The organism is Bacillus cihuensis (assembly GCF_000504145.1).
GTDB lineage: Bacteria > Bacillota > Bacilli > Bacillales > DSM-1321 > Peribacillus > Peribacillus huizhouensis.
In genome coordinates, this window is sequence record NZ_KI632498.1 from 89995 (window position 1) to 113836 (window position 23842).

Below are 23842 nucleotides of genomic sequence, written 5' to 3' on the forward strand. Positions count from 1 at the left end.
ACTTAATGTTCGATAAATCTAAATAGTTACACTTCCGCTTACTTATTGAACATGGTAAAATGAAAGAGATATTTTTCGAATTAGTAGTTAAGTAGATTAGATGTTGGTATCAACCATTAATCTGCGATACATACTGAAAATCACGTATTAAGAGGAGGATTACGATGAACCGTTTAGCGAATCAAGATGAGCAGGTTTTTAAAGCTATTCAAGAAGAATTAGGTCGCCAAAGAAGCAAGATTGAACTGATTGCTTCAGAGAACTTTGTCAGTGAAGCTGTTATGGAAGCCCAAGGCTCTGTACTCACGAATAAATATGCAGAAGGGTACCCGGGTAAACGCTACTATGGTGGATGTGAACATGTGGATGTTGTCGAAGATTTAGCTCGTGATCGCGCGAAAGAAATCTTTGGTGCCGAACATGTAAACGTTCAGCCGCATTCTGGTGCGCAAGCGAACATGGCTGTTTATTTCACGATTCTTGAGCCTGGAGACACGGTGCTTGGTATGAATCTTTCTCACGGAGGCCATTTAACGCACGGAAGCCCCGTGAACTTTAGTGGTGTTCAATACAATTTTGTTGAGTATGGTGTAGATCAAGAAAGCCATTTGATTAATTATGAAGATGTGCGTGAGAAGGCTCGTCAACACAAGCCGAAATTAATCGTCGCTGGAGCGAGCGCCTATCCGCGTGCTATTGATTTCAAACGCTTTAAAGAAATTGCTGATGAAGTTGGTGCGTATTTGATGGTCGACATGGCTCATATTGCTGGGCTAGTTGCAGCTGGGTTACATGAAAGTCCGGTCCCTTACGCTGATTTTGTTACAACAACGACTCATAAAACATTACGTGGACCTCGCGGTGGGATGATTCTTTGTAAAGAAGAATTTGCGAAAAAGATTGATAAATCAATCTTCCCAGGAATTCAAGGTGGGCCGTTAATGCATGTGATTGCGGCGAAAGCTGTTGCTTTTGGAGAAGCACTGCAAGCCGAATTCAAGGAATACGGAAAGCGAATTATTGAAAATGCACAACGCCTCGGTGACGCTTTGAAAAAAGAAGGAATCCAGCTTGTGTCAGATGGAACGGATAACCATTTACTATTGATTGATGTCCGTTCAGTTGGATTGACTGGTAAAGTGGCTGAAAAAGCGTTGGATGATATTGGAATCACAGTAAATAAAAATACAATTCCGTTCGATCCTGAAAGCCCATTTGTAACAAGTGGAGTTCGAATTGGGACTGCGGCAGTGACTTCCCGTGGATTTAGCTTAGAAGACATGGATGAAATTGCTTCAATTATTGGATTGGTTCTAAAAAATGTAGAAAACGAAGCAAAATTGGAAGAAGCGAAACAACGAGTGGAAGCTCTTTCTGGAAAATATACTTTATATCCATCTTTATAATCAATAAAGAGGCAGTCTAAAAGGGTCTGCCCTCACATGCTATACATCGTTTATCGTGTTCTCACGTCTACTAAACGATGTATAGCAGATGTGGGGGGAGGCCCTTCGTTATGACAGCTTCTTTTTTTAGCTTTGAACCATTTGCTAAAATCAGCTTGTGTGTATAAAGGATAAAGATCGCTTCACGGTACATGTTAAGAAATATGTCGACTTTAAAAATATGAACATGTGATTTCTTGATTCATAATTGCAGTTAGATATATTTTTCTGTAAAATGGTTAGAAGTGTGTTTTTTGTCGGAAAGACTTGCCGGCAAAAAGAAAAAAACGTCACTAGTCCTTAGTGCAGTGATCTATTAATTAAATGCAACATGATTACACTTCTATACTTTCAAAGTATAGAAAAATCCAGGAATAGAAATGGAGAGAACCTTTAATGGCAAAGGTATATGTATTCGATCATCCACTTATTCAACACAAGTTGGCTTTTATACGAGATGTTCAAACAGGAACGAAGGAATTTCGTGAGCTAGTAGATGAGGTAGCAACTTTAATGGCATTCGAAATTACTCGCGATATGCCGTTAAAAGAAGTAGAAATTGAAACGCCAGTAAGCAAGGCGAAAGTAAAAGTATTATCAGGTAAAAAACTTGGTATTATTCCTATTCTACGTGCAGGCATTGGTATGGTAGATGGAATCTTGAATTTGATTCCAGCTGCTAAAGTAGGACATGTTGGTCTATACCGTGATCCTGAAACATTGAAACCTGTAGAATATTATGTAAAACTCCCAAGCGATTTAGCGGAAAGAGAGTGCATAGTTGTTGATCCGATGTTGGCAACAGGTGGATCTGCAATTGAAGCGATTACGTCTATTAAGAAGCGAGGAGCAGTTAATATTAAATTTATGTGTTTAATTGCAGCTCCTGAAGGCGTTGAATTATTGAAGGAAGCACATCCGGATGTAGATATATACATTGCTGGACTTGATGAAAAGCTAAATGACCATGGTTATATCGTTCCTGGACTTGGAGATGCAGGAGATCGATTGTTCGGAACAAAATAAGATAAAACGAGGTGGTAATCATGTCAAAACCGATTAAGGTTATGACGATTTTTGGTACAAGGCCTGAAGCGATCAAGATGGCTCCATTAGTTCTTGAATTACAAAAACAACCGGAACATTTTGAATCGATTGTTACGGTTACAGCACAGCATCGACAAATGCTTGACCAAGTACTGGAAATTTTCTCGATTCAACCAGATCACGATTTGAATATTATGAAGGATCGCCAAACACTCATCGATGTAACGACAAGGGGACTCGAGGGTCTTGATGGAGTGATGAGGGAAGTGAAACCAGATATCGTTTTAGTCCACGGTGACACGACAACAACATTTGTGGCGAGCTTAGCTGCGTTTTATAATCAAATACCGGTTGGTCATGTGGAAGCAGGACTGCGGACATGGAACAAGTATTCACCTTTTCCTGAAGAAGCAAATCGTCAGCTAACAGGAGTGATTGCTGACTTGCATTTTTCTCCAACTGCAAAAGCAGCTGAGAATTTAACTAATGAAGGAAAAAGTGATGAATTCATATTCATTACAGGAAATACAGCCATTGATGCGCTAAAAACAACAGTGAGTGAGACGTATTCTCATCCAGTATTAGATAAAATTGGAGATAGTCGTCTCATCTTATTAACGGCTCATCGTCGTGAAAATCTAGGTGAACCGATGCGGAATATGTTCCGTGCAATTAAAAGGCTTATAGATGAACATGATGATGTACAGGTAATCTACCCTGTACACCTCAATCCAGTTGTCAGAGAGTTAGCAGCTGAAGTTCTTGGAAACGATCCACGCATTCATTTAATTGAACCATTAGATGTATTTGATTTTCACAACTTTGCTGCGAAATCATATTTAATCATGACCGATTCAGGTGGGGTACAAGAAGAAGCCCCTTCACTCGGTGTTCCAGTTCTAGTTTTACGAGATACAACAGAACGCCCTGAAGGAATTGAAGCAGGCACTCTTAAACTTGCTGGAACAGATGAAGATACGATCTATCATCTAGCAACTGAATTGTTAACGAATGAAGAAGCCTATCAACAAATGGCGAAGGCTCACAATCCTTATGGTGATGGACATACATCAGCAAGGATCGCGGAAGCCATTCGTTTTTACTTCAAACGGACTAATAAAGCTCCGGAAACATTTATTCCTGGAGGAAATTAGAACCTCAGAAAGATCTGATCTTGAACTCTATATACAGTATGAAATATTCACTGTGTATAGTAGTTGCGGGAACAGATCTTTTTTGATTCTACTATCTTAATCCCACTGCTAATAAAAAGGATTTCCCTCATATGCATAGACTTGAGCTTAAGTGAAACCATATGTGAAAGGGGTGTCGCTTTTGCTGAAAAAATACTTTTCTTTACTAATCATACTTATCCTTTTGTGTACAAGTGTAACGTCAGTAGCGGCAACAGAGCTACCGCCATTGCCAAAACAAACTGAATCCAAAAATATGACAGCAATTGTACTGTTGGAAAAACCTGTTTCTACTATTGATATTCAGACAATTTTAGCAAAATATTCATCGCTACAACTTAGGAAAATATATAAACACGCTATCGTCGGTTTTTCCGTCAAAGGTAAAAGAGAGGAGATTATGCAACTGAAAAAAGAGTATGCAATTTCTGCGATATCAGAAGTGTCGGTTTATCGTGTTCAAGCCGATTCAAGCATTCCTTTTATTGGGGCTGATCAAGCGAGGTCTTTTTTTGACGGCAAAAAACAAAGAATTACTGGAAAAGGGATCACGGTTGGAATTATTGATACTGGTATTGACTACACACATCCTGATTTACAAAAAGCGTATAAAGGAGGTCGTGATTTAGTTGATGGAGATCGAGATCCGATGGAAACAAAAGGACAAGGTGACCAATCGACCATACATGGTACCCATGTAGCAGGAATTATCGCAGCTAATGGAAAAATGAAAGGTGTAGCTCCAGAAGCTGATGTGATCGCATACCGTGCGCTTGGTCCAGGAGGGGCTGGCAATACTGAACAAGTATTAGGAGCAATCGAAGCTGCGATTGAAGATAAAGTGGATGTGCTTAATTTGTCATTAGGGAATGATGTAAATGGACCAGATTTGCCCATCTCAATAGCTTTGAATAAAGCGGTGGAGAGTGGAATCGTTGCGGTTACTTCAAATGGAAACTCAGGTCCAGCGGTCTGGACGGTTGGATCACCCGGTACAGCAGATAGAGCCATTTCTGTTGGAGCGTCGACACCTCCAATGATTATCCCATATATGAAAGTAGGGCTAGGGGCGAGGAAGAAAATGATTCAATTAATGCCTATGCAAGGTGCGAAACCTTGGGATCTTCACTTTACAGAAGAATTAATAGATGGAGGAATAGGTAGGATACATGATCTAAAACAAGTGAAAGGGAAAATAGCTCTGATTGAGAGAGGGAGTATATCATTTACTGAGAAAGTCATAAATGCCAAGAAATCAGGAGCGGTTGCCGTTATTATTTTTAACAATACTGAAGGGAACTTTAGCGGTAGCGTGACAAAAGGCTTGGGTATACCAGTCGTCTCTATATCGAAAAAGTCGGGAGAGTTGGTAAAAAGGCAGATTCGGTCTAAGCAGCGAAATGTGCATTTCATATATAAGAAGGAACAAGATCAGTTAGCGGATTTTAGTTCTAGAGGACCAGTTACAGTAAGTTGGAGTATTAAACCAGATCTATTAGCTCCAGGGGTGGCGATCAATAGTACAATCCCTTCAGGCTATTTAGAAATGCAAGGGACAAGTATGGCTTCTCCACATGTAGCTGGAGCAAGTGCACTCATCCTACAAGCTCATCCGGAATGGACACCGGAACAAGTGAAATCTGCCTTAATGAGTACATCTAAACCATTGCTAGATAAAGACGGGAAACTATATCGTACATTCGAACAAGGAGCGGGTCGCTTACGGATTGATCAGGCGTTAAAGGCAGATACGCTTCTCTACCCAAGTTCTCTTTCGTTTGGGATGTTCTCAAAGAAAGAAGGCATTCATGAACATGAAGAGAAGCTTGTCATTGAAAACACTAGCAAGGAGAAGAAGAATTACTCATTTCAGATTCCGATGAAAGAGAAGGGAATCACATGGGATTTACCAGCTTCCTTTTCGATTAATCCAGGAGAAAAGAAACAAGTCCACTTAGGATTACAAATAAACCCTGCACTTATGGAAACGGGAATTTATGATGGTTATTTAACACTGGTTGAAGGGGTAAAAGAAATTAGTCTGCCGTTTCTCTATGTGAAAGAGGAACCAAATTATCCAAGGGTAATGGGATTTGAATTTAGCGCTGGGGACCAAGAAGGAATGTATCGGTATGAAATGTATTTACCTCGTGGTGCTGATGAAGTCGGGATTGCTCTTTATGATCCAGACAATTTTCGTTTTATTGGATTTTTGGATTGGGCGAAACACGCTCCGCCGGGTTTACTAAAAAAGGAGTTAGCTAAAGATGAACTTCCTGTGCCAGGAATTTATACAGCAATTATCTTTGCAAGAAAATTTGGGAAGGAAGATCAAATAGAAACGACCATCATTATTGATTGAAAAAGGTGTTTTTTTAAAAGTCAACAAAAAGGTAAAATACAAATGTGAACAATTCGTTAACTATTACCGTTCTGTGACAAAATTCACGAACCACACATTGACATAACATGTTAGGCTATTGTATGCTAACTAAGGATGTAATTGGTAGGGGTTTCAATGTCTCAAGACGGTTTTTTTGTCTTGTTCTATCGGAGTATTAATCACATCCTCCACAAATTTCGACCGCAAGGATGCACAATATGCGTCAAAAATCGCAGCCGTATACGGCAGTGGCATAATTGTCAGCGATTCTTTCACAATTTGTCGGTTCATTGTATATTAGCATTTTTAATAAGAAGATGCCAAACCGAACGCCTGACACCAAGCCGTATTTTTTTCACAATCGGTTCTTCTCACTGGACATGCAATACATACGTTTGCGATGCTCCAAAAAAGTAAGGAAAATTTTCTCAGGAGATTAACGAAAAGATGCCAGAAATAAACATAGTTTTTAAAAGGCAGAGTAAATACATGGTCTATCTCTTGGCGGCTTTTGTATTAGGCTGGGGATTTACAAATTATCAAACTGTGTTTGGGGGGCTTTTGTTAGGAACTAGCCTAAGTTTGTACAATTTATGGCTAGTAAATCAAAAGATGAAAAAATTTGATCAAGCAATAACGGAAGGAAGAAAGGTTAAATCTCTCGGAACAATGACCAGATTTGCTTCAGCTGGTTTGGCCGTTATTATTGCACTTGAATACCCAGAACATTTTCATTTGATTAGTGTAGTATTGGGATTGATGACAGCTTATCTTGTCATTATTATAGATTTTATTATCCACATAAAACGTCGGTAGCAGGGAAGAGAGGTGAATATAGTTGAATCATGGGTCACCAACGGCTGATTTATTTGGCTTAACCTTTAACTTAAGTAATGTATTAATGATAACTGTAGCAAGTGTTATTGTTTTCATTATCGCTACACTTGGCTCTCGTAAACTTGCAATGAAGCCAACTGGTATGCAAAATTTTATGGAGTGGGTCATGGACTTTATAAAGAACATGATTAATAGTTCAATGGACTGGAAAACGGGCGGCCGTTTCCAACTGCTTGGAATGACATTGATTATGTATTTATTCGTATCGAATATGCTTGGTCTTCCATTTGCGATCACATATGATCATGAACTTTGGTGGAAATCACCGACAGCCGATCCTGTTGTAACTTTGACTTTAGCAGTCTTAGTTCTAAGTTTAGCGCACTATTATGGTATACAAATGAAAGGCTTCAAAGGATACTTGAAGGCATACAAAAACCCAATGACATTAATCGAAGAGTTCTCAAATACTCTGACACTCGGTTTACGTTTGTATGGTAATATATTTGCTGGTGAAGTATTGCTTGGTTTATTAGCAGGAACACTTGCTATGAGTAGTATTTGGGGTGCTCTTGGAGCCATCATTCCAACATTGGTATGGCAAGGATATAGTATTTTCGTAGGTGCAATTCAATCGTTTATTTTCGTTACGTTAACAATGGTTTATCTGTCTCATAAAGTCAGTTCAGACCATTAATTATAAGTTCATTAAGAACTAATTTGAAAAAACATATATCTCGAGGAGGAAATTAATAATGGTAGGTTCAGTAGGTCTTCTTGCAGCAGCAATCGCAATTGGTTTAGCAGCACTAGGTGCAGGTATTGGTAACGGTCTCATTGTTTCAAGAACAGTAGAAGGTATCGCTCGTCAACCGGAAGCTCGTGGAATGCTACAAACTACAATGTTTATCGGTGTAGGTCTAGTAGAAGCGATGCCAATTATTGCCGTAGTTATCGCGTTCATGGTATTAGGCCAATAATAGAATCATTAAAAAGTTCAAAAGTGGCGAAGTTCGTTTCATGTGAACCTTCGCCTTTCCTTTATGCCCATATTCAGTATGTATCATACAGCTAAAAGAAACTTTGTAAAAGTAAACATGGCTGTCTTAATTTAGGGTCTAACTCTTTTAAAGACAACTTTATTATAAGTGAAACTCGTGAAGGGAGTGAACCAAGCGTGTTAACAAGCGGTTTAGTATTGGGATTATCTATAAGCAAGTTTAACGGTGGAGATGCATTGTTCCAATTGATCATGTTTGTCATCTTGTTATTTTTGCTTAAAAAATATGCATTTGGTCCTCTAATGGGCATAATGACTCAACGTGAAGAGCATGTTGCATCTGAAATCAATGCTGCAGAAGCAAGCAGGTTAGAAGCAAGCAAATATTTAGAAGAGCAACGTGAATTATTAAAGCAATCGCGCGTAGAAGCTTCAAAGCTTATTGAAAACGCGAAACAACAAGGTGAGGCTCAACGTGAGGATATTATTATCCAAGCACGTACAGAAGCTGAACGCCTAAAAGAATCAGCAAAACGAGAAATCGTCCAAGAAAGGGAGAAGGCTATCGTTGCATTGCGCGAACAAGTCGCATCCTTATCTGTTTTAATTGCTTCTAAAGTTATTGAAAAAGAACTATCAGAAGCAGATCAAGAGAAACTAATTAATCATTATATTCAAGAGGCAGGAGAAGAGCGATGAGTGATGTTGCGGTAGCAAAGCGTTATTCTAGAGCTCTTTTCCAAATTGCACAAGAGCAAAACCTTCTTGATCAATTAGAAGAAGAGCTCACAGCAGTTAGAGAGGTCTTCAATTCTGATAAAGAACTTTTAGCCTTTCTAACACAGCCAAAAATTCCAGTTAAATCAAAGAAAGACGTAATTACACAAGCTTTTTCTAGTGTTTCTCTTCATGTTCAGAATACATTGCTCATTATGGTTGAACGTCATCGTACCGATTCAATCGCACAAATGGCGCTTGAATTTATCGAACTGGCTAATGAAGCGAAATCAGTAGCAGAAGCGACTGTATACACAGTTCGCCCACTGTCTGATCATGAGAGTGAAGCTGTGTCATCCGTATTCGCAGCCAAAGTGGGAAAACGGACACTGAAAATTACTAATATTGCGGACAAAAGCATTCTTGGCGGCATCAAACTCCGTGTTGGCAACCGTATTTTTGACGGAAGTGTTAATGGGAAGCTTGAGCGCCTTAGTAGACAACTATTAAGCTAATATTCACAGTTAGGGGTGAAATTCATGAGCATTAAAGCTGAAGAAATCAGTGCGCTGATAAAGGCGCAAATTGAAAACTATCAGTCTGAAATTAAAGTAAGCGACGTTGGTACTGTTATCTCTGTTGGGGACGGGATTGCACGCGTTCACGGTTTAGATAACGTTATGGCAGGAGAGCTCGTTGAATTCGCAAACGGTTCAATGGGACTATCTCAAAACCTTGAAGAGAACAACGTTGGTGTCGTTATTCTTGGACCATTTAAAGATATTCAAGAAGGCAGTGAAGTTCGTCGTACAGGACGAATTATGGAAGTACCAGTAGGTGAAGAATTAATTGGTCGTGTCGTGAATCCTTTAGGACAACCAGTCGATGGATTAGGTCCGATCAATACGACGCAAACTCGTCCAATTGAAAGCCCAGCTACAGGTGTAATGGATCGTAAATCTGTTCATGAACCGTTACAAACAGGTATTAAAGCGATTGATGCACTTGTACCGATTGGTCGTGGACAACGTGAGTTAATTATCGGAGATCGCCAAACAGGTAAAACAACTGTTGCAATTGATACGATTTTGAACCAAGCTGACCAAGATATGATTTGTATCTATGTAGCAATCGGCCAAAAAGAATCAACGGTACGTAATACAGTTGAAACATTCCGTAAGCATGGTGCGTTAGATTATACAATCGTTGTAACAGCATCTGCTTCACAGCCGGCTCCGTTATTATACTTGGCTCCTTATGCAGGTGTATCAATGGGTGAACATTTCATGTTCCAAGGCAAGCATGTGTTAATTGTATATGATGATCTTTCAAAACAAGCATCAGCTTACCGTGAACTGTCCTTGCTACTTCGCCGTCCACCAGGTCGTGAAGCATTCCCAGGAGACGTATTCTATTTGCACTCACGTTTACTTGAGCGTGCGGCGAAATTAAACGATACGTTAGGTGCTGGTTCTATTACTGCACTTCCATTTGTTGAAACTCAAGCAGGTGATATTTCTGCTTACATCCCAACAAACGTAATCTCTATTACGGATGGACAAATTTTCTTGCAGTCTGATTTATTCTTCTCTGGTGTACGCCCGGCAATTAACGCAGGTCTTTCTGTTTCTCGTGTTGGTGGATCCGCTCAAATTAAAGCGATGAAAAAGGTTGCTGGAACATTGCGTCTTGACCTTGCTTCTTACCGTGAGTTGGAAGCATTCACTCAATTCGGTTCTGATCTTGATAAATCAACGCAAGCTAAACTAAATCGTGGTGTACGTACAGTAGAGGTACTTAAACAAGATCTTAACAAGCCAATCAAAGTTGAAAAGCAAGTTATGATTCTGTTTGCTCTAACTCGTGGACACTTAGATGATATTCCTGTAAAAGATATTCTTCGTTTCGAAGAGGAGTACTATTTATTCTTAGATCGTTCTCACTCTGATTTATTAGATCACATCCGTACGACAGGTAATCTTCCTGAAGAGGATGCAATCGCAGCTGCTATCAAAGAATTCAAAAAGAATTTCGTAGCATCTGAATAATCGGTCTAATTAAATTTTACAAGGGTGGTGAGAATAAATGGCCTCTTTACGCGATATAAAGTCTCGTATTAACTCGACTAAAAAGACTAGCCAAATTACGAAAGCGATGCAAATGGTTTCTGCATCAAAATGGAACCGTGCTGAATCCAATGCGAAGAAGTATGTTCCATATATGGAGAAGATCCAGGAAGTCGTCATGAGTATTGCTAGCGGAAGCACTGACGCATCACATCCGATGCTTATGTCTAGACCAATTAAGAAAACTGGTTATATTGTCATTACCGCGGACAAAGGTTTGGCGGGTGCATACAACAGTAGTGTGCTTCGTCATGTCCTTAAAACGATTCAACAGCGCCACAAATCATCCGACGAATATGTCATCATTGCCATCGGGAAAGTTGGCCGTGATTTCTTTATCAATCGGAAAATGCATGTGGAGCTTGAAGTAACTGGCGTGCCTGACCAACCATCGTTTTCAGACATTAGTGATATTGCGAAATCAGCAGTGAATTTATTTCAAAATGAATTGTGTGACGAGTTATACATGTACTACAATCACTATGTTAGTGCCATCTCTCAAGAGGTAACTGAAAAGAAAATTCTGCCGCTTACAGATATTGAAACTTCAGGGACGTTAACTTCATATGAGTATGAACCAGACCCTGAAGCAATTCTTGAGGTTTTGCTACCTCAGTATGCAGAAAGTCTAATTTACGGTGCCTTACTAGATGGAAAAGCGAGTGAGCACTCAGCACGTATGACTGCAATGAAAAATGCTACAGATAATGCGAAAGAGATTATCGATTCTTTATCTTTGCAGTACAATCGTGCACGTCAAGCAGCGATCACGCAAGAAATTACCGAAATTGTCGGCGGAGCCGCTGCATTAGAATAACAAAAAAGTGTAAGGCGCCTATTTATCAGCTTATAACTTCTTAGCTGATGGCGCCTGAAGCTAGACTTCAAGAATGTTTAAAATAATAGACTTCGGGACCAGGTAAGCTAGACGATTGCTTCCTGTTCTATAATCATAGATAGTCGTCAAAAGTAATGACAGGAGGGAAAACGATGAATATTGGACGCGTTATTCAAGTTATGGGTCCGGTAGTTGACGTGAAGTTTGAAAACGGTCAATTGCCTAAGATCTATAATGCGTTAAGAATTGAAAACACATCATCTGGTACTGGTCTGACTCTTGAAGTTGCCTTACATTTAGGTGATGATTCAGTTCGTACCATTGCGATGTCTTCCACAGATGGATTGACACGTGGAGCAGAAGCTGTTGATACTGGAGCTCCGATTTCCGTACCTGTAGGAGATGCGACTTTGGGACGTGTTTTCAACGTATTAGGAGAGAACATTGATCTTGATGCACCAATATCTGCAGAGGTACGAAGAGATCCAATCCATAGACAAGCACCTACATTTGACCAACTTTCTACAGAGGTAGAAATTTTGGAAACGGGTATTAAAGTAGTAGATCTTCTTGCGCCTTATGTTAAGGGTGGAAAAATTGGTCTATTCGGTGGTGCTGGTGTAGGTAAAACCGTATTAATTCAAGAATTGATTAACAACATTGCCCAAGAGCATGGCGGTATTTCTGTATTCGCCGGCGTTGGTGAGCGTACTCGTGAAGGAAATGACCTTTTCCATGAAATGAGCGACTCTGGCGTTATTAAGAAAACAGCGATGGTATTCGGACAAATGAATGAGCCTCCTGGTGCACGTATGCGTGTTGCTTTATCTGGTTTAACTATGGCTGAATACTTCCGTGATGAACAAGGACAAGACGTATTGTTATTCATCGATAACATTTTCCGTTTTACTCAAGCAGGTTCTGAGGTTTCCGCCCTTCTTGGCCGTATGCCTTCAGCGGTTGGTTACCAGCCGACACTTGCAACGGAAATGGGTCAATTACAAGAACGTATTACATCAACAAACGTAGGATCAGTTACATCGATTCAAGCGATCTATGTACCTGCGGATGACTATACCGATCCAGCCCCAGCTACAACATTTGCTCACTTAGATTCAACAACGAATCTTGAGCGTAAATTGTCTGAAATGGGAATTTATCCAGCGGTTGATCCATTGGCATCTTCTTCTCGTGCTCTTAGCCCTGACATTGTAGGTGCTGAGCATTATGGTATAGCACGCCAAGTTCAAACTACATTGCAAAAATATAAAGAATTACAAGATATCATCGCCATCTTGGGGATGGATGAGCTGAACGAGGATGAGAAATTAGTTGTTGCTCGTGCTCGTAGAATTCAAAACTTCTTATCTCAGAACTTCCACGTGGCAGAACAATTCACTGGACAAAAGGGATCTTATGTACCGGTTAAAGAAACGGTTAAAGGCTTCAAGGAGATCCTTGAAGGGAAGTATGATGATCTTCCAGAAGATGCATTCCGTTTAGTAGGAAGAATTGAAGAAGTAGTTGAAAAAGCAAAACAAATGGCGTAATAAAGGGACCGAGGAGGGAATGAAATGAAGACGATAAAAGTCAGTGTTGTTACTCCCGATGGCCCAGTATATGATGCAGAAGTAGAAATGGTAAGCGCAAAGGCAAAAAGCGGGGAACTAGGAATCATGGCCGGCCATGTTCCTATGGTAGCTCCTCTTGATATAGCAGCTGTTCGTCTGAAAAACGAAGGTCGTACAGACTATATTGCCATTAATGGAGGCTTCTTGGAAGTTCGTCCAGACGTGGTTACGATTCTTGCTCAATCTGCAGAAAGAGCTGAAACTATCGATCTTGTCCGGGCACAATCAGCTAAAGAGCGTGCAGAAAAAAGATTGCGGGAAAACCCTGATTCAATCGATATCAAACGAGCTGAATTAGCTTTAAAGCGTGCAATCAACCGGATTAATATTGCAGAAACGAAATAAGACTGAATTAGAGGTTGTCTCAAGGATAGGGTCTGACTTCACACACGCTATACACCGTTTATTGTGTCCTGTACACGCCCTTTAAACGTTGTATAGGAAATGTGGGGTTTTGACCCTTTCGTCTTGGGACGGCTCTTTATTTTTAGAGCCTCAACATTATTATTTTTTTCTCTAGTATAATTTGGAGCTTATCTTTCTGAATTACCCATTCTTTAATAGGTAAAGAAGTGTAAGCGTTTTTTGACGAGCTTTGATTTAGAGAAATGGGTCTGCATTATCACCGTTTTGAAGGTATTGAGGTACGCATAACGACGAACAGGAACTAATTAATGACTCTAATAGGAATTTGTACTCCATAAATGGTAGGAAAGTAACTTTTTTTTAGGAGTACGAGAGTCTACGATTATATCAGTCATATTTTGTAAAAATCAAGATTTCTATCAAGGAGTTAATAGTGAACTATTTAAATTGATCTCCACATGAAGGAAAACCAGTTTTCTAGGTTGTTTTTGATGTCCTTAACTCGAAAAATAGAACTTGTTTTTGTAGCCATCGTTCTTAATAGAGCAAACCTTTCTTCTAAAAATAGAATGCTAGCTCCCACTTTTCTTTGAAGAATTAGAATTTTTTTGAGAATATTCCCTTTTAAATTCCAAGTTCCGAGCAGTTATGTGATATAATATGGATTGGGTGTTTTTAAGGAGGATTATGAATGTTTTCAGCATTTAGCCAACAGGCGTTGATTGGGATTGTTTCACACCTGTTTTTTATTGCCGTTACGTGGTGGGCTCTCCAAGCCTTAAATTTCGAGAAGATGTTAAAAGCAAATTCGGTACTAAAGGCAAGAGTTCTATATACACTTTTAACGGTTGCAATTGGATCAGCTGTAAGCAATTTCTTCTTAGATTACCTCTTTTATTCGCAACAACTCCCATATATGTTCAATCAGTAACACAACTGAATTAAGATATTGTCAATAACTGACGATACATTATAAGTATGTTCAACCTCCCAACCGGAAATGATGAAACTTAAGGGAGGGTTTCAAAGTGAAAAAGATGATAACATACATAATGTTTGTTGGTTTGATACTGATTGTACTTGGGAATAGTACAAGTGTAGCTAAGAACAAGCAAGATATAGAAAAAATAATCGAGCTGCTAGAAGCGAACATAAATATAGAAATTAGTGATTGGTCTGTATATGTAAGGGAAAAAACGTTGATGATTGACACTAGGAAAGATTTCAATAAAGAAGTGAAGAAACTTCAAAAAATATTTCCCGACTTTACTTGGACAATCACCACAGAAGATAAGAAATGGACAGCCACTGCGACATATGTGGATCCAAAAACTAATTTAACAGAATCGCTTCATTTAATGTCTTCACAAGAACAGTCTCATATTGTAAGCTATATGATTTATGAGGCTAAAGGGCATAGTTGGAATGCAAATTATTCCTCTTTTATTGAAGGAGATTTTCAAGACAGGAAAAAAGTCATATTTCGCGGGAAACCGTCAACTTTCACTTGTATTAAAGGGACATTCAATGATAATATTGATACGGTTTTATCCTCGAAATCTATTAGGCTACTAGATTTATTTCAGGCAGAGGAAATAGAAAGTGTAAAAGAGCCTCATTTTATTTCTATGTCTGCAAGATCTAACATGTTTACCGAAACATTGACACACGAATCTTTGAACTTGCAATTTGCTTTAAGAACAGATGGATTGGGCAAAAAAACAACCTTTGTAGTTGGCACACCCATCATTACGTTTGAATATTAATATAGAGAAATTGGACGCGGAGGGGAATACTCTTGGAAAAAATCATCGTCCGCGGCGGTAGAAAGCTTAGCGGGATTGTAAAAGTAGAGGGAGCAAAAAATGCCGTTTTGCCGGTTATCGCCGCAACACTATTGGCTAGTGATGGAAAAAGTATCATTAAGGACGTTCCAACGCTCTCCGATGTATATACAATTAATGAAGTATTGCGCAACTTGAATGCAGAGGTTGCCTTTGGTAATAATGAAGTTACTGTAGATGCATCTAGAGCACTATTAGATGAAGCACCTTTCGAATATGTTCGAAAAATGCGTGCTTCTGTATTGGTTATGGGTTCTTTACTAGCAAGAAATGGGCGTGCTCGTGTAGCGTTACCTGGTGGATGTGCAATCGGTTCGCGTCCTATCGACCAGCACCTAAAAGGCTTTGAAGCAATGGGTGCGAAAGTGAAAGTTGGAAATGGCTTTATAGAAGCAGAAGTGAATGGCCGACTCAAGGGGGCAAGAGTGTATCTTGATTTCCCAAGCGTAGGCGCAACTGAAAACATTATGATGGCTGCAACACTTGCAAAAGGTACAACTGTGCTTGAAAACGTTGCTAAAGAACCAGAAATTGTGGACCTTGCTAACTTCCTTAATAAAATGGGAGCAAAAGTTAAAGGGGCAGGAACAGGTACATTGAAAATTGAAGGTGTAGATAAGTTATACGGTGCTGAACATTCAATCATTCCAGACCGCGTTGAAGCAGGTACATTCATGGTAGCTGCTGCAATTACGGGTGGTAATGTCCTTGTCAAAGGAGCGGTTCCTGAACATCTCACCTCTTTGATTGCCAAGATGGAAGAAATGGGTGTTGAAATTTACGAAGAAAATGAAGGACTACGTGTAATTGGTCCCGATACTTTAAAGGCTGTTGATGTAAAAACAATGCCTCACCCAGGATTCCCGACTGACATGCAATCGCAAATGATGGCATTATTGTTGCGTGCAAAAGGAACAAGTATGATTACGGAAACGGTATTTGAAAATCGTTTCATGCATGTTGAAGAATTCCGCCGCATGAATGCTAATATCAAAATAGAAGGCAGATCGGTAATCATGAATGGACCATCTGATCTTCAAGGAGCAGAAGTAGCGGCAACAGATTTACGTGCTGCAGCAGCTCTTATTTTGACAGGCTTAGTTGCTGAAGGTGTAACACGTGTAACCGAACTGAAGCATCTTGATCGAGGCTATGTGGACTTCCACGGAAAATTAGCAGCTCTAGGAGCAGATGTAGAACGTGTAAACGACGAACATACAATTATAATTAATAATATTGCAGCAGATTTGAATGCATAATATATTATAGTGACTGGACTTTTAATATGAAGTCCAGTTTCTTTTTTGTTTTAGGCTCTTTTCGTAAAGATTGTTGTTTTTAGCAAGAAACCAATTCGAACAGATGTTGATCTTCGTTACAGGTGCGAGACTCCTGCGGGAAAAGCGTGTTGAGGGAGACCCCGCAAGTGCAAAGCACTGAGGAGGCTTCTGAGACCGCCCGCGGAAAGCGAGAACCTGCAACGGAAATCAACCCGGGTTATTAGTGTAAAAATGATTGAAAAGCAACAAAGTATGTGAAAACAGCCTTGTTTTAAGACTTGTGTTAAATATTGATCTACAGATGTATGATTCTCCCTACTTCTCTTGGGTTTCATCTACCTCATCCACCTAGTTGGTTTATTAGCTAAGTTACAAGATCAACTCCCCAATTTGATCAAAAAATCGATAGAAATTGAATAAAATGAAATTTCTATGTGAGGTCTTACTGTCGGTTTAGCGAGGAATAAAAGGACAAATTGTTTTTCCGTGTAAGAAGAAAAACAGTAAATAACTACGTGGTATCAGCAATTAACTAACTCCTGATAGTTTCAAATAAAGGTCATAATTGCTTGTCCAAACCCATATATTTGTCTTGAGAGAAGGGGAGGTGTGGGAACGGAGGAATCTCCCATTCGAAAGTTCTATCAGTGGGATCTAAGTTCCCGCTAATGGTTAGTTGAACCGGGATAAAGTGATTGAAGACTCGTTTCTACTCAATTCCCCTTTAAGAGCAGACAAAGGGAGGCCCAGAAATATTGAGAGCATGCAAACCGATTATCGCCCTATTTTTAACTGTAGCATTTGTTACACTTATGATTCCTGCATTACTTGTGCTTCCATTTTCCAAAGAAGACAAGGATGGTAAATTATCTGAGACCGTAGAGGAACCTATAGAAAATGTTAATACAACAGAGGTGCCAAGTGTGGATGTCGCTGTGTATCGATCTGTCGAACAAAAGATCCAAACGATTCCGTTAGAATCATACGTTGTCGGTGTGGTGGCTACAGAAATGTATGCAGATTTTGAATTAGAAGCATTGAAAGCTCAGTCACTGGCAGCGAGGACGTATATTGTGGATTTGTTGCTTGCTGATAATGTTGTGGGGGTACCGAAAGGAGCAGATGTTACAGATACGGAATTGCATCAGGTGTATTTAAATGATGCTGAGTTGAAAAAATCGTGGGGGTCAGATTATTCATGGAAAATTAAGAAGATAAAAGAAGCGGTAAATGCTACAAAAGGACAAATTTTAACGTATGGTGGAAAGCCAATCACTGCGACTTTCTTTTCAACTAGCAACGGATATACCGAGAATTCTGAGGATTATTGGAAAAGTTCTTACCCTTATTTAAAAAGTGTAGCAAGCCCTTGGGATAAGTCATCACCGAAGTTTTATAATAATGAAATGATATCAGTCGCTGATTTTCAAAAAAAATTAGGTGTAAAACTGCCTGCGGGAAATGAGATAGCCACGGTAAAGGCCCGGACAAAGGGGAACCGTATAAGCAAGGTGGTCATTGCAGGAAAAGAGCTAACTGGTAAGGAAGTTCGTGAAAGTTTAGGCCTCAAATCATCAGACTTTACCTTGAAGCGACAAGGTAAGAACATCATCGTTACAACGAAGGGTTCCGGTCATGGAGTAGGAATGAGCCAGTACGGTGCGAATGGTATGGCGATGGAAGGGAAAAAATATGATGAAATTGTAAAATACTATTATCAGGGTGTTCAGATTCAGACTTCAAACACGATATTGAATACAATCACAGCAAAAAAATGATGCTGTATTAATGCGGTTTTCCATGAAACAAGAGATGAGTTGAGCCAAAAATTAACATTGTCCATCACTACTATAAAAGAAGGTTGTCTCAAAGGTGAAGTCACCTTGATGAGACAGCCTTTCTTGTCATGTTTTCAATGATGGTCAGAAAACCGCGATGATGCTTGAAATAGTGATAGCGTACATGGAAATAAGCAGCTAACACGCCGATTACATCTTTAATTACATCAATAAGGCTTGCTGAGCGGGCAGGTATGAAGGATTGGTGTATTTCATCACAAATGCCATACAAACTCGCTAAAATGGCAGCAAGGATGCTCCAGGTGCTAGTTAATTTACCGTGGGCAGCAAGAGCGGCAGCAAACAACATATAAAGAATTGCAAATTCCACTAAATGAAGAGCTTCCTTGATGAAGTGATCGACAGAAGAGGATGGAAGATCGAGAATTAAATCATCAGGCTGACTAGACATATACCAAATAGCTCCCATATAAATAAACGGCAGAACCGTTAACAATACTTTCAAAGATTTTCGCATGTATTCAACTTCCTTTAGTATGTGCTTGTTGCCATTGTATCAAGAATTATCTTATTGGGAAAGAACAAAGCGCGAGCAACTTTAAAAATGCTGAATTGTGAGATTGCTACGCCCTTAATTTTACAAAACGGCACCACGCACCATGAAGGATCAATTCTAATTACAATGGTGGCGGTACGGGGCAGGATTTTGGGGTACTTTCTATAATATAATAAGTATAGTTGCTTATTAGACTTGCTCTATTAGAAAGTGTCAAAGCCCCGGATTTTATAACTTAAAAATTCCCATGCATAAAATAATCAAGTTAAACAAAAAATAAATCTAAAAAATAATTTGTAGCAGATGTATATAATTTCAGCAATCTGTTCAGAATGATTGCTGAGGTGATTAATATGAGAGAGGAAGAAAACAAACCAACTTCCAAAAAGTCCATTATCCGACGTATTCTGAATAAACGTTGGGCATTACCAGCAATTTATATCGCAAGTGCTGCATTGATTTTGGCGGGAGCCATCTGGGCACAGAACAGTTTTAATGATTCAGCTGACAAAACACCAGATAAAGAAGAGGCAGCTGGAATAGGCAATAACATGGAAGAGCCAGCCGTTGAAGTAAACAGCCATCTTGAAATCATCAACATGCCAGTCACGGATTCCCAACTCGCAGTCATTAAAAAAGAATTCTATGACAAAGACGCTGACAAAGAAAAACGTGCTGCTGCATTAGTCTTTTATAATAATCGTGTAATGCAAAACAAAGGACTGGATATCGCAGCTAAAGACGGTGGAGCATTTGATGTTGTAGCATCTTTAAGCGGGAAAGTAAGTAAAGTGAAAGAAGATTCATTGCTTGGTAATGAAGTAGAAATTGAACATGAAAATGGTGTAATTACTCGTTACCAATCCATTACAGACATTACAGTTGAGGTTGGAGACAAAGTGAAACAAGGTGCTGTAATTGCTAAAGCAGGTAGAAGTCTCTTGAATGAAGAGGCTGGAACGCATGTTCACTTTGAAATTCGCCAAAATGATGTTGCTTTAAATCCAAACGCTGTTTTCGGAAGTCAGTTGACATCCCTTGAAACAAAGGATGAAGCAGCTGATAAAAATCCAAGTAGTGTAAGTGAAGAAGAAGATGCATCGAATTCAGATTCTGAAGCAATTGAAAATCCAGCTGATTCAAAATCAAGTGACGATGATCATACTAAAGAAGATCCATCTGATTCTGAAAACACTGAAGAAGGCTGATAAAGTGAATGTTTTCATTGATTTTTAGTATGATTACTTATAAATGACTGAAGAAAATAATCAAAACAAAATGATACGCCCGTAAACAACTGAAAATTTGGTAAGAGAGATTGTCCTATAATAAAGGGTTAGCTCCACTTCTACTATATATTGTGTAAATAATAAACGATGTATAGAGATTGTGAAGTCAAGACTCAATTGGGCCAATCTCTTTTTGTATGTAGGACATGGGACGGGGCTTCGCGACTTACTAATATAGACAATCTAATTTGCAGATATACTTCCCCTTATTAAGAAAATACTTCAATATCCCGTAAGCACCGCCACTCTTAAGATTAGATGGGTGTAGCGTGCTTCATAATAAATCCTTCAAGGTAATGGTGACGTTTTACGCATTGCAGGATTTGTATGAACATCAACCTCGAAAAGTCACCTTTGATTTACAAAATCCCTTTGTTTTTGACAAATTTCTCGGGAAATAATTTTAGTAACAAGAATTAAATGTTAGAAAATTTAGATAAATATTTCCGGAAGCTGTTGAAATTGTGCATATATCCATTTCAATGCTAATAAACTGATACAAACCATACAAAGAGAGTGTTTGAGGTGAGTAGTCGTTTAAATCCAATGATAAATCCAGTTGAAGATATATGTATTGATAATTTCCGGGGCAACGGTTTTTTTAAACCAAAAGCGAATCTCATTTCACACTTCTCACATCCAATTTAGGGAGGTCGAGTGGTGTGCACGATTACATCAAAGAAAGAACTATCAAGATAGGAAAGTATATCGTGGAAACAAGAAAGACTGTTCGTGTCATTGCGAAGGAGTTTGGAGTATCCAAAAGTACAGTTCATAAAGATTTAACCGAGCGATTGCCTGAAATTAATCCTGAATTGGCCAATGAGGTGAAGGATATTTTGGATTATCATAAATCAATCCGTCATCTTCGAGGTGGAGAAGCAACAAAGTTGAAATATAAGCGGTCAGAGCGTGAAGAGGAAATATTGAAAAGATAGTTGTAAAAATAAAGTGAAACTTCAATCAGTGGGGGCTTCATCCCCCCTCCCTACATCTCTTTGATTTTTCTAAACCTCGAGGTGAGGGTACTGAGTTAATGCGGGATAAACCGGTATTTGTTAAATGATTCAGTTTCGGTGGTTTAAAAGGGAAATGCTGAGTAAAAAGTGTTACCTTTTAAGAACCATAGGAAGTGGAGATGATAACAAATACCGGTTTTTTGTTTTGTAAAAAAAATTCCCATTTCAAGGATATAGACCTACCTTCCACCTTGTCAATATGTTAAAATAAACAATTAGGAGTAAGTAGGCTTTTATGAGGATTCAAGGAGGATTTAAATCATGTTTGCTAGGGATATTGGAATAGATCTTGGAACAGCTAATGTGCTGATTCATGTCAAAGGTAAAGGAATTGTGTTAAATGAGCCATCGGTACTGGCAATCGATAAAAATACAAACCGTGTTTTGGCAGTCGGTGAAGAAGCTAGAAAGATGGTTGGTCGTACACCAGGAAACATCGTTGCGATTCGTCCATTAAAGGATGGAGTTATTGCTGATTTTGATGTAACAGAGTCGATGCTTAAGCATTTTATAAATAAGTTAAATGTTAAAGGGTTTTTATCGAAACCAAGAATTTTGATTTGCTGTCCAACAAATATCACGAGTGTTGAGCAAAAGGCAATTAAAGAGGCAGCTGAAAAAAGCGGTGGTAAGAAAATTTACCTAGAAGAAGAGCCAAAGGTGGCGGCAATTGGAGCTGGTATGGACATTTTTCAGCCGAGCGGAAATATGGTCGTTGATATTGGTGGGGGTACAACGGACATCGCAGTCCTGTCTATGGGAGATATTGTAACCTCCTCGTCCATCAAAATGGCTGGCGACAAATTTGATAATGAAATTTTAAATTACATAAAACGTAAATATAAGCTGCTAATTGGTGAAAGAACATCAGAAGACATCAAGATCCAAGTTGCAACTGTTTTTCCTGGATCTCGGAAGGAAGAAATTGATATCCGTGGACGTGATATGGTTTCTGGATTACCTAGAACCATTACTGTTTATTCTGAAGAAATTGAAGAGGCTTTACATGAACAAGTTTCTGTAATTGTCCAAGCCGCTAAGAGCGTTTTAGAACGTACACCACCTGAATTATCAGCAGATATCATTGACCGCGGTGTTATTCTTACAGGTGGCGGGGCCCTTCTGCATGGAATTGACTTATTACTTGCCGAAGAATTGAAAGTTCCAGTATTGGTCGCAGAGAATCCTATGGACTGTGTAGCAATTGGGACAGGAATTATGCTGGATAATATGGATAAATTACCACGCCATAAATTTGGTTAAACATAGAAGCGCACAAAAATGCGTCTCTGCACTTTGACAGGACTGAGATTTCTCGGTTCCTGTTTCTTATTCGAAATCCAGTTATAAAGCTACGAAGATTTTTTAACCAATTCCTTTACAATTGACAATTCTAAAGCCTCAAACAGTCCTACTATTAAGATACCTAGAAACTTTCCGATATATGAAATAGACATAAGAAGGACCAACTATTTAGAAAATTTATTTAGAGGGGATGTCCCAAGTAAAGAGTCAGACCCGCAACAACTAAATCCAGTATAAGATACGTGTATGAAATACTGCATACTGCCTTAGAGTGCGAGGTTAGACCCTTATGAGACACCCCCTTTCGTAATAGAGGTGATCAAGGTGTTCAGAGGATTTTACACAGCGGCATCTGGAATGCTTACTCAACAAAGACGTGCAGAAATGTTGACGAATAATTTATCCAATGCGAACACGCCTGGTTTTAAAACAGACCAAGCAAGCGTTAGGTCGTTCCCTGAAATGCTCATGCAAAGAATGGGCCAAAAGGCGACAACGCCAAACGGAAATATCAGTTTACCGATTCATTCACAGATAGGCACTCTTAGTACAGGTGTGTATATGCAAGAGGCAACGCCCCTGTATAAGCAAGGTGATATCCAAGAAACTGAACTATCGACTGATTTGGCTATTGTGAACGGGAACCTACCATTGAACCAGGAGAGTGGCAAGCCAGGCTCGCTTCTCTTTATTATCGAAAATAGTGAGGGAGAAGCGCGCTATACGAGAAATGGGAACTTTACATTGGATGGCGCGGGATACTTAACGACTGCAAGTGGAAATTATGTGCTAGATGATAATAGTAGCAGGATTCGCTTGAATAGCGAAAACTTCTCCATAAATGAAGAAGGCATGATCGTAGAAAACAACCAGACAGTGGCTCGCGTTGGCATTGCATTTGCTAGGGATCCATTCGAGCTGATTAAAGAGGGAGACGGATTATTCCGAACAGAAGGAGCAATGCTTGCTAGTGCTTATAACACTGCGGGTGTATCTTTTAATTTGAAACAGGGCTATTTGGAAGGGTCTAACGTCGACCAGGCGCAAACAATGACAGACATGCTTACTGCATATCGTACGTTTGAAGCGAATCAGAAAATTTTACAGGCATACGATAAAAGTATGGACAAGGCTGTCAATGAAATTGGTAGGCTCTAAAGAATAAGG

General features: G+C 39.3%; 22 protein-coding genes. 21 read left to right on the forward strand and 1 reads right to left on the reverse strand.

Annotation, left to right across the window (positions count from 1 at the left end; genetic code table 11):
• The first annotated feature begins 164 nt into the window (after window positions 1–164).
• From V179_RS0122325 to spoIID, 17 genes are all read left to right on the forward strand, one after another.
• On the forward strand, window positions 165–1406 hold the full coding sequence (locus V179_RS0122325) for a serine hydroxymethyltransferase (RefSeq protein WP_028393436.1): 1242 nt from the start codon (window positions 165–167) through the stop codon (window positions 1404–1406).
• 435 nt (window positions 1407–1841) lie between these two features.
• Window positions 1842–2471 (forward strand): uracil phosphoribosyltransferase, encoded by a 630-nt coding sequence (upp, locus tag V179_RS0122330; RefSeq protein WP_028393437.1) that lies wholly within the window; start codon window positions 1842–1844, stop codon window positions 2469–2471.
• 20 nt (window positions 2472–2491) lie between these two features.
• Window positions 2492–3646, forward strand: a complete 1155-nt coding sequence (wecB, locus tag V179_RS0122335; protein ID WP_028393438.1) for a non-hydrolyzing UDP-N-acetylglucosamine 2-epimerase — start codon at window positions 2492–2494, stop codon at window positions 3644–3646.
• A 181-nt stretch (window positions 3647–3827) separates the two neighbouring features.
• The gene (locus V179_RS0122340) at window positions 3828–6047 is read left to right on the forward strand and encodes a S8 family serine peptidase (RefSeq protein WP_326929560.1); all 2220 of its coding nucleotides are present in this window, start codon (window positions 3828–3830) and stop codon (window positions 6045–6047) included.
• Between the two features lie 468 nt (window positions 6048–6515).
• Window positions 6516–6884 carry an ATP synthase subunit I gene (locus V179_RS0122345; RefSeq protein ID WP_028393440.1) on the forward strand — a complete coding sequence of 123 codons (369 nt, stop codon included), beginning with the start codon at window positions 6516–6518 and terminating at the stop codon, window positions 6882–6884.
• Between the two features lie 22 nt (window positions 6885–6906).
• Entirely contained in the window at window positions 6907–7602 is a 696-nt protein-coding gene (gene atpB / locus V179_RS0122350; RefSeq protein WP_028393441.1) for a F0F1 ATP synthase subunit A, read from the forward strand.
• Between the two features lie 58 nt (window positions 7603–7660).
• Window positions 7661–7885 carry a F0F1 ATP synthase subunit C gene (gene atpE, locus V179_RS0122355; RefSeq protein ID WP_028393442.1) on the forward strand — a complete coding sequence of 75 codons (225 nt, stop codon included), beginning with the start codon at window positions 7661–7663 and terminating at the stop codon, window positions 7883–7885.
• A gap of 197 nt (window positions 7886–8082) precedes the next feature.
• A complete protein-coding gene (atpF, locus tag V179_RS0122360; RefSeq protein ID WP_028393443.1) occupies window positions 8083–8604 on the forward strand; it encodes a F0F1 ATP synthase subunit B in 522 nt (173 codons plus the stop codon).
• Window positions 8601–9137: a F0F1 ATP synthase subunit delta gene (locus tag V179_RS0122365; protein ID WP_028393444.1), complete on the forward strand. Its 537-nt coding sequence runs from the start codon at window positions 8601–8603 to the stop codon at window positions 9135–9137. Before atpF ends, V179_RS0122365 begins: the two co-directional genes overlap by 4 nt.
• Before the next feature lie 24 nt (window positions 9138–9161).
• A complete protein-coding gene (gene atpA, locus V179_RS0122370) occupies window positions 9162–10670 on the forward strand; it encodes a F0F1 ATP synthase subunit alpha (RefSeq protein WP_028393445.1) in 1509 nt (502 codons plus the stop codon).
• Window positions 10671–10707: 37 nt separating this feature from the next.
• Window positions 10708–11565 (forward strand): F0F1 ATP synthase subunit gamma, encoded by an 858-nt coding sequence (locus V179_RS0122375; protein ID WP_028393446.1) that lies wholly within the window; start codon window positions 10708–10710, stop codon window positions 11563–11565.
• A gap of 173 nt (window positions 11566–11738) precedes the next feature.
• A complete protein-coding gene (atpD, locus tag V179_RS0122380; RefSeq protein ID WP_028393447.1) occupies window positions 11739–13136 on the forward strand; it encodes a F0F1 ATP synthase subunit beta in 1398 nt (465 codons plus the stop codon).
• Between the two features lie 24 nt (window positions 13137–13160).
• Window positions 13161–13562 carry a F0F1 ATP synthase subunit epsilon gene (locus tag V179_RS0122385; RefSeq protein ID WP_028393448.1) on the forward strand — a complete coding sequence of 134 codons (402 nt, stop codon included), beginning with the start codon at window positions 13161–13163 and terminating at the stop codon, window positions 13560–13562.
• Window positions 13563–14274: 712 nt separating this feature from the next.
• Window positions 14275–14514, forward strand: a complete 240-nt coding sequence (locus V179_RS0122390; RefSeq protein WP_028393449.1) for a DUF1146 family protein — start codon at window positions 14275–14277, stop codon at window positions 14512–14514.
• Between the two features lie 106 nt (window positions 14515–14620).
• A complete protein-coding gene (locus V179_RS0122395; protein WP_034302421.1) occupies window positions 14621–15349 on the forward strand; it encodes a YwmB family TATA-box binding protein in 729 nt (242 codons plus the stop codon).
• Between the two features lie 32 nt (window positions 15350–15381).
• Window positions 15382–16686, forward strand: a complete 1305-nt coding sequence (murA, locus tag V179_RS0122400) for a UDP-N-acetylglucosamine 1-carboxyvinyltransferase (RefSeq protein WP_028393451.1) — start codon at window positions 15382–15384, stop codon at window positions 16684–16686.
• A 776-nt stretch (window positions 16687–17462) separates the two neighbouring features.
• Complete coding sequence (gene spoIID, locus V179_RS0122405) at window positions 17463–18485, forward strand: stage II sporulation protein D (RefSeq protein ID WP_220478593.1); 1023 nt, start codon at window positions 17463–17465, stop codon at window positions 18483–18485.
• A 100-nt stretch (window positions 18486–18585) separates the two neighbouring features.
• Here the strand turns inward: spoIID and V179_RS0122410 are convergent, their stop codons facing one another.
• On the reverse strand, window positions 18586–19023 hold the full coding sequence (locus tag V179_RS0122410) for a VanZ family protein (RefSeq protein WP_028393453.1): 438 nt from the start codon (window positions 19021–19023) through the stop codon (window positions 18586–18588).
• A 392-nt stretch (window positions 19024–19415) separates the two neighbouring features.
• Between V179_RS0122410 and V179_RS28515 the strand changes: the two genes are divergently transcribed.
• The 4 genes from V179_RS28515 (at window position 19416) to V179_RS0122430 (ending at window position 23833) form a co-directional block, all read left to right on the forward strand.
• The gene (locus tag V179_RS28515) at window positions 19416–20270 is read left to right on the forward strand and encodes a M23 family metallopeptidase (RefSeq protein ID WP_034302324.1); all 855 of its coding nucleotides are present in this window, start codon (window positions 19416–19418) and stop codon (window positions 20268–20270) included.
• 743 nt (window positions 20271–21013) lie between these two features.
• A complete protein-coding gene (gene spoIIID, locus V179_RS0122420) occupies window positions 21014–21289 on the forward strand; it encodes a sporulation transcriptional regulator SpoIIID (RefSeq protein ID WP_028393454.1) in 276 nt (91 codons plus the stop codon).
• 342 nt (window positions 21290–21631) lie between these two features.
• The gene (mreB, locus tag V179_RS0122425) at window positions 21632–22633 is read left to right on the forward strand and encodes a rod shape-determining protein (RefSeq protein WP_028393455.1); all 1002 of its coding nucleotides are present in this window, start codon (window positions 21632–21634) and stop codon (window positions 22631–22633) included.
• Between the two features lie 366 nt (window positions 22634–22999).
• Entirely contained in the window at window positions 23000–23833 is an 834-nt protein-coding gene (locus V179_RS0122430; protein ID WP_028393456.1) for a flagellar hook-basal body protein, read from the forward strand.
• Window positions 23834–23842 lie beyond the last annotated feature (9 nt).

Excerpts from the sequence above, each read along its gene's own strand:
- V179_RS0122325 (WP_028393436.1), top strand. The coding sequence starts at position 165 with ATGAACCGTTTAGCGAATCAAGATGAGCAGGTTTTTAAAGCTATTCAA.
- upp (WP_028393437.1), top strand. The coding sequence starts at position 1,842 with ATGGCAAAGGTATATGTATTCGATCATCCACTTATTCAACACAAGTTG.
- wecB (WP_028393438.1), top strand. The coding sequence starts at position 2,492 with ATGTCAAAACCGATTAAGGTTATGACGATTTTTGGTACAAGGCCTGAA.
- V179_RS0122345 (WP_028393440.1), top strand. The coding sequence starts at position 6,516 with ATGCCAGAAATAAACATAGTTTTTAAAAGGCAGAGTAAATACATGGTC.
- atpE (WP_028393442.1), top strand. The coding sequence starts at position 7,661 with ATGGTAGGTTCAGTAGGTCTTCTTGCAGCAGCAATCGCAATTGGTTTA.
- V179_RS0122365 (WP_028393444.1), top strand. The coding sequence starts at position 8,601 with ATGAGTGATGTTGCGGTAGCAAAGCGTTATTCTAGAGCTCTTTTCCAA.
- atpA (WP_028393445.1), top strand. The coding sequence starts at position 9,162 with ATGAGCATTAAAGCTGAAGAAATCAGTGCGCTGATAAAGGCGCAAATT.
- V179_RS0122375 (WP_028393446.1), top strand. The coding sequence starts at position 10,708 with ATGGCCTCTTTACGCGATATAAAGTCTCGTATTAACTCGACTAAAAAG.
- atpD (WP_028393447.1), top strand. The coding sequence starts at position 11,739 with ATGAATATTGGACGCGTTATTCAAGTTATGGGTCCGGTAGTTGACGTG.
- V179_RS0122385 (WP_028393448.1), top strand. The coding sequence starts at position 13,161 with ATGAAGACGATAAAAGTCAGTGTTGTTACTCCCGATGGCCCAGTATAT.
- V179_RS0122390 (WP_028393449.1), top strand. The coding sequence starts at position 14,275 with ATGTTTTCAGCATTTAGCCAACAGGCGTTGATTGGGATTGTTTCACAC.
- V179_RS0122395 (WP_034302421.1), top strand. The coding sequence starts at position 14,621 with ATGATAACATACATAATGTTTGTTGGTTTGATACTGATTGTACTTGGG.
- V179_RS0122410 (WP_028393453.1), bottom strand. The coding sequence starts at position 19,023 with ATGCGAAAATCTTTGAAAGTATTGTTAACGGTTCTGCCGTTTATTTAT.
- V179_RS28515 (WP_034302324.1), top strand. The coding sequence starts at position 19,416 with ATGAGAGAGGAAGAAAACAAACCAACTTCCAAAAAGTCCATTATCCGA.
- mreB (WP_028393455.1), top strand. The coding sequence starts at position 21,632 with ATGTTTGCTAGGGATATTGGAATAGATCTTGGAACAGCTAATGTGCTG.